The 7,696-nt window shown below is 37.1% G+C and carries 2 protein-coding genes and 1 pseudogene; all 3 read left to right on the top strand.

The features are described 5' to 3' along the window. Window positions 1-280, top strand: a 280-nt coding sequence (locus tag ACFIMG_RS05160; protein ID WP_375679972.1) for a YadA-like family protein, incomplete at its 5' end; no start/stop codon positions are given. 1,105 nt (window positions 281-1,385) lie between these two features. Beyond that, on the top strand, window positions 1,386-5,297 hold the full coding sequence (locus tag ACFIMG_RS05155; protein ID WP_375693574.1) for a YadA-like family protein: 3,912 nt from the start codon (window positions 1,386-1,388) through the stop codon (window positions 5,295-5,297). Window positions 5,298-6,476: 1,179 nt separating this feature from the next. Then, a pseudogene (locus tag ACFIMG_RS05150) lies at window positions 6,477-7,696 on the top strand (hypothetical protein); the annotation flags it as partial.

The raw sequence follows: 7,696 nt of genomic DNA, 5'->3' as shown, positions 1-7,696 counted from the left end.
GGATATAAAGTTTGAGACATTGAATTATGCTATTCAGGATGTTCGGAAAGAAGCAAGACAAGCTGCTGCTATTGGTCTAGCAGTATCTAATTTAAGCTATGACGATACACCGGGAAAATTAAGTTTTTCACTTGGTACGGGTGTATGGCGCAGTCAATCTGCACTTGCTATTGGAGCTGGTTATATGTCTGAAAATGGAAGATTTCGCTCTAACGTATCTGCAACGAGTGCTGGGGGACATTGGGGTGTAGGTGCTGGGTTTAGGGTAACACTGAATTAACAATAGAAAATTCGAAATAAATTTTCCTTCTCTTATCAAATGCGTTACATGTGCCATTTAAAGAGAAGGAAAGTTATTTTCATCATAAATGAATAGCAATAGAAGATAAGGGCGTATTTCGAGTAAAAATATATTTTTTGTGAAATTTTATATGAAAAAATCATTTATCACCTCCAAAAGGAATTATTTGAGTAATCGATATTTATTTTTAAGAGAGTTTTGCCTTCTTGTCTCATCAGACAAGGGTAAAAATTTTATAAGAAGTGATATTTTACACAGAAATTCATAGAGTAGTATACTTGTAAAGTTTTATAATAATGTATTCTGTAATAATAATCTTAGTGGGACTAATTTTAGTTACAGTGAAACATTTTAACAAAAAAACTACAAATGCAGAGGGATGTTTTCATATAAATTAACAGAGTACGTGTAACCGCACAATATTTGAAAACTATACAGTTTATAATTTTATAATAGAAATATCCACGAGGGGTGTTCTTAAAGAAATAAAAAGTCTCATTTTTTCCTTGCTATTTTTTAATAATCTGTATAGAGTGCGAAAAATTAATTAAAAGAAACTAGAAATCTTCTCGCAAAGCGGGGTGCGGTAAGTTATGGAAAAATTACAAAATCACAATCATCTAATCTCAAAGAGCTTTAAGAGATACAAATATAAAACTCAGGGATATCTCGCTTATTTTCACGAAAAAAGCGCAATAACCCTACAAAAAACGCTCTAAATTACTCAACAAACAGCTTAAATCCCTTCCGCAATAAACATTTTATTGCCTCTTAAACACACAACCCCTAATAATAGTACACAAATATGTTTTTTCTACACTTTTTTCACCTTTCTTCACCTTTAAATTTAAAGGCTCTGCTAAAGAAAGACACCCCTCCTTAAAGGGGGATAAATAAAAACCACATTAATTGGACTATCGATCAACGTCGACTTCTATCTCATTGATATCTTAGATAGTCCTCTTCCGCATTATGACAACCCTAATCTTTTATAAAACAAGAAAAAACAACCTCTGGAGCTAAGTAGCACCGGAATATGTCTTTTTGATGTTTTAAATATCTTTTTTTACTTAGAGGATTTATTATGAAAAAAATATATACCACACCACACACGCTAGCAGTGAGTAATTTAAAAAATTCTTGCTCGTCTTATCGATTACCTTTTATTAAAACGCTTTCATTAGTGTCAGTAGCTGTCTTTTTATCAAATACTTCTCCTGTTTTTGCTTGTGATCTTTGGGGTAATGTAGCACAGTATTTTGGTGGAGGTACAAATATACGTAAAAGTATTGCGCCAACCTATATAATTAACGGTAAAATATATAGAGATGTTGGCTCTGCATTATATGGTTTGGAACGTTATACTGCTGAAGTTGCGGGCAATAAGCTTGTTAAGCAAGATGCATCAGGACTTATTACAATTGGTGCGGACGTAGGTGGTAATAGAATAACTATCGCAAATAGCTCTCATGGATTGAGGACTCTTACTGGTGTTGCTGATGGTTGGGTTTCGCCAATCTCGTATGATGCAGTCAATGGTTCTCAGCTTTTTTCTCAAGGCATCAGTACTGCGATCTCTTTTGGCGGTGGTGCTGGATACGATAGAAAAGGAAACTGGATAGCTCCTACTTTTACAGTTAAGGTCTTTGATAAAAATGGTAATGGAGCTGAAAAGAAGTATACTAATGTTGCGGATGCCTTTACTGGCGTGAGTAGTTCTTTCACGAATCTTGATGCAAAGATTGAAAATATTAAGGTGGCAAGTAATAGTCTTGTTAAGCAAGATGATACAGGACGTATTAGCATTGGTGGAGAAGTAAGTGGAACTAAGGTAAGCATTGCAAACGTTGATAATGCAGTTCGGACTCTTTCGGGTGTTAAGGCTGGTTCGATTACAGCAGCGTCCACTGATGCGATAAATGGTTCTCAACTTTATTCCATGAGCAATGTAGTCGCAGGCTATTTTGGCGGTGGTGCTGGCTATAAAGATGGAAACTGGAGTGCTCCTACTTTTACAGTTAAGGTCTTTGATAAGGATGGTAATGGAGCTGAAAAGAAGTATACTAATGTTGCGGATGCCTTTACTGGCGTAAATAGTTCTTTCACGAATCTTGATAAAAAGATTGAGAATATAGTCATTGATGCGACAGGTAACAGTCTTGTTAAGCAAGATGATACGGGGCTTATTAGCATTGGTGGAGAAGTAAGTGGAACTAAGGTAAGCATTGCAAACGTTGATAATGCAGTTCGGACTCTTTCGGGTGTTAAGGCTGGTTCGATTGCAGCAGCGTCCACTGATGCGATAAATGGTTCTCAACTTTATGCCATGAGCAATGTAGTTGCAGGCTATTTTGGTGGTGGTGCTGGCTATAAAGATGGAAACTGGAGTGCTCCTACTTTTACAGTTAAGGTCTTTGATAAGGATGGTAATGGAGCTGAAAAGAAGTATACTAATGTTGCGGATGCCTTTACTGGCGTAAATAGTTCTTTCACGAATCTTGATAAAAAGATTGAGAATATAGTCATTGATGCGACAGGTAACAGTCTTGTTAAGCAAGATGATACGGGGCTTATTAGCATTGGTGGAGAAGTAAGTGGAACTAAGGTAAGCATTGCAAACGTTGATAATGCAGTTCGGACTCTTTCGGGTGTTAAGGCTGGTTCGATTGCAGCAGCGTCCACTGATGCGATAAATGGTTCTCAACTTTATGCCATGAGCAATGTAGTTGCAGGCTATTTTGGTGGTGGTGCTGGCTATAAAGATGGAAACTGGAGTGCTCCTACTTTTACAGTTAAGGTCTTTGATAAGGATGGTAATGGAGCTGAAAAGAAGTATACTAATGTTGCGGATGCCTTTACTGGCGTAAGTGGTTCTTTCACAAATCTTGATAAAAAGATTGAGAATATAGTCATTAATGGGACAGGTGATGATCTTGTTAAGCAAGATGATACCGGACTTATTACCATTGGTGGAAAAGTAAGAGGGGTCCAGGTAAATATAGCAAATGTTGATAATGTGACACGGACTCTTGCGGGTGTTAAGGCTGGTTCGATTACAGCAACATCGACTGATGCGATAAATGGCTCTCAATTTTATGCCATGAGCAATGTAGTTGCTAGCTATTTTAGTGATAATGCTGGATATGATAAAGATGGAAACTGGAATGCTCCTACTTTTACAGTTAAGGTTTTTGATAAAAATGGTAGTGGGACTGAAAAGAACTATAAGAATGTTGGGGATGCGCTTTCTGGTGTAAGTAGTTCTTTTACGAATCTTAATCAAAAGATCGAAAGTGTGACAGGTGATAGTTTTGTTAAGCAAAATAGCGTTGGGCTTATTACGATTGGTGGAGACAAGGGTGGTGATAGAATAGATATTGCAAACGGTATTAATTTTCCACGAGTTATCTCTGGTGTTAAAGGGGGTGCATTTACGGCAACATCGACCGAAGCAGTAAATGGTGGTCAAATTTATTTGATGGCTCAGGCATTTGCAAGTTATTTTGGCGGTGGTGCTGGCTATAAAGATGGAAAATGGTCACCTCCTACATTTACAGTTAAAGCCTTTGATAAGGATGGTAATGCAACTGAGAAAAACTATACTAATGTTGCAGATGCGTTTTCTGGCGTTAATAGTGCTTTCACAAGTTTGAATGAGGAGATTGTTAAGATAAAGAATAAGCCTGGTATTGAAGAAAAGGAACACACCCATCAAGACGGTGATTTGAATGATATCATTTCAGAAGGCTTTCCTTTTATGAGAAGCTTACCTAGTGCTTTAGGTAATGTAAAGGTTCCAACTACGATAACTGTTGCTCCTAAATCACCATTAAAACAAGTAAGTTTTATGAGTAGTGAAGGTGAAAGCCGGCGTCTTTTTGATATTGCTGCTGGTGAGATTTCAGAAACGTCGACTGATGCTATAACTGGTTCTCAGCTCTATTCGATAAACAACCAGATTGCTACTTATTTCGGTGGTGGTTCTGGATATAAAGGTGGAAATTGGAGTGCTCCGACTTTCACAGTTAAAGCCTTTGATAAGAATGGTAAGGAAACTGAGAAAAAATATACTAATGTTGCGGATGCATTGGCAGGCGTTAATAGTGCTTTCACCGTTTTGAATAATCAGATTGTTGATATGAAGAATGGCCTTGGTATTGGTGAAACAGAGGGTAAACCACAAAATGGTGATCCTTCGGATGTTATTTCAAAAGGCTTTCCTTTTATGAGAAGCGCACGTTTTCTAAGAAGCTTACCTCTTGCCATAGATGAGGAAGAAAGCGCCATAGATGAGGCGGATAATTCAACCACGGTAACTGTTGCTCCTAGTGAAATTTTAGAAAAGTCAACTTATGAGGTGACTGACAATCAGTTTTCACAGATGAGTAACAGGGTAACAGGCGTTGAAAAAAAGGTAGACAGCGTTACAGACAGGGTAACAGAAGTTGAAAACAAGGTGAATGTTGCGGTTAGCTATGATACCGATGATAGCGGAAAGAAAATCAGTAGCATCACTCTAAAAGGTGTCGATGACAGTGAGCCTGTTTTGATTACTAATATTAAAGATGGAAAAATTGAACATGGCTCTAAGGACGCAGTGAATGGTGGTCAGTTATACGATCATACCGCGGAGCAGATGAAGATTACTCTTGAAAGTGCGAAAAAGTATACGGACGATCAAGTCAATAATGGTGTTAACGAGGCAAAATCCTATACCGATATGAAGTTTGACGCACTAAGTTATGATATTACGAATGTGCGCAAAGAGGCAAGGCAAGCAGCAGCGATTGGTTTGGCAGTCTCTAACTTACGTTACTTCGATGACCCAGGATCTGTGAGTGTTTCATTTGGTGGCGGTTTTTGGCGTGGACAATCTGCCTTTGCGATTGGTGCAGGTTATACATCTGAAGATGGCAAGATTCGTTCTAATCTATCAGCAACCAGTGCTGGCGGTCAGTGGGGTGTAGGTGGTGGAATAACTCTGAAATTAAAATAACACCAGAGAATATGAAAAACTACAATTTAAGCGAAGTTTCGCCCTTGTCTTCTTAGACAGGGGCGAAATTTTATATTATAGAGAAGTAATATTTTACAGAGAAGGCCATAGAGTAGTATATTTATAAATTCTTATAATAATTAAATTCTTATACCAATGTATTTTATAGTAATAATCTTAGTGAGATTGATTTTAGTAAGAAGTAAAGCACTTTAACAAAAATTTTACAAATACAGAGTAGTACTCTCAGTGCGTAATTGCGCAGTATTTTAAAACTGTACGTTCTATAATTTCATTGATAGAAAATATCCATTGGGGGATACGTTTAAAAATTTAAAAATCCTATTTTATTATTTTATTTATTTGCTCTGTACATAGCAGTAGCAATCATGAGGCACGCAACAGCAGCAATTATTAGTAAGACTCATTTTGATCAAAATGGGACACTTAAATAAAACTATGAAACAGAATCTCTAGACAAGTCTATAGTGCATGGAATCTATAAGTTTTAAAGTTATAAGGATATTTCACAGTTATATAAATCGGAAAGACTCATTCTGTAAAAATAATTAAATTCATTTTCTTCTTGCTATTTCACTCAATAGTCTATAACATCACAAAATATTCTTTAGTAAGACTCATTTTGGCAAAAACAGAAAAATGCTCGCAAGGGGGGGCAGTTGATTATGAACAACACACACAATCATCCTCATTTTACTCCAAAGCTCAAGAGTATGCCGCTTATCCCCGCGATAAAAGCGTAATGATTTCACAACAAGTACTCTAAATCATTCAGCCGACAACTTAAACTTTTCCCCTAATAATACCTTACAGCTTCTTAATCATATAAAATGAACTCTTTTACTTTTAAAACTATAAACCGCAGACCTAACAATAGGGTGCAAGTATGTCTTCTTCATACCTGTTTTTCACCCTCATCCAGGAGTTTTGTTGCAAAAAAAGCACCCTTCTTAAAGGCGGAAAAAATAAAAAACCCATTAACCACATCGTTTATCAAGATTGATTGCAACCTTGCTAGACTTCTAATTACTTCTGTTCGCCTCTGCGGCAAACTCAAACTTTATAAAGAACAAAAAAATCACGTCGTTAATCACTTCTAACACTGAAATATGACTTTTTAATGTTCTAAATATGTCTTTCCTATTTGGAGAATTTGTTATGAAAAAATTATATACCACACCAAAAGCGCTAGTGGTGAATGATTGTAGAGATTCTTGCTCGTTTTATCGACGGCTTTTTATTAAAGCGCTTTCATTGGCTTCAGTGATTATATTTTTATCAAATGTTTCTCCTGTTGCTGCTGCTACTCAGATTTTAAATAACATATCAAACGACTTTAGTGGTGGTACAAATGCGCTTAAAGGTATACCGCCAGCCTATGTAGTTGGCAGTAAATTGTATAGAGATAGTGGCTCTGCATTTGTGGAGGGGGAGTATGCCCCCAAGAACTTAAGTCTTAATATTAAGTTTCAGACTAAAGCTGCTTTTGATACTGCATTTTCAGGTACGGAAGGTTATAAGAATGTAGAAGGTTATAAAAGTGTTGCGGATGCATTTTCTGGCACTAATAGTGATTTGGCAGGTTTAAATCATCAGATTGTTGAGATAAAGGAACCCCATGCTATTGGGGGAAAACAAGATAATCCATCTCACGGTGATGATCTGCATGAAAATACAGACAACTTTTCTCTTATAAGAAGCTTATCTCGTGAATTAGTCCGAGCGGACGATGAAAAGATAATAACTATTGCTGGTACCTCACCATTAACTCAAATAACTATTCGGAATAGTAAAGGTGAGACACGGCGTCTTTTGGATGTTTCTCCTGGTGAGCTCTCAAAAACGTCAACCGATGCCGTTAATGGTTCCCAGCTTTATACGTTAGGCACTGGGGTTGCAAAATCTTTAGGTGGTAATGCTAGTTATGCGGATGGAACTTGGAGTGTACCTACATTCACGGTTAAGAGCGTGAAAGAAGATGGCAAAACAGAAGATAAAGAGTATCATGATGTAGCAACAGCGTTTGCTGGTGTAGGAACTTCTTTCGTAAATATGAATAATTCTATCACGAATATTAAGAATGAACTTAGCAAAGATATTGCTGAAGCAAAGAGTGATTCCTTGCATTGGAGCGATACTGCACATGCTTTTGTAGCGACGCATGGAGAGAAAGATAGCAAAAGTAATAGCAAGCTTACATTTCTTTTAGATGGTTCGATTAATGCTGGTTCCACGGATGCCGTAACGGGTAATCAGCTTCATGCACTAGGGAGCGGTGTTGCGAAGTCTTTAGGTGGTAATGCTAAGTATGAGAATGGCACGTGGAATGCTCCTACATTCAAGGTTAAGCGATTTAATTCTGATGGTGATGTTACTGA

Source organism: Bartonella sp. AP11XZML, from assembly GCF_042196445.1.
In the GTDB taxonomy this organism is placed as follows: Bacteria; Pseudomonadota; Alphaproteobacteria; order Rhizobiales; family Rhizobiaceae; genus Bartonella.
The sequence above is the reverse complement of the archived record's forward strand: the minus strand, read 5'-3'. Positions and strand labels throughout refer to the sequence as shown.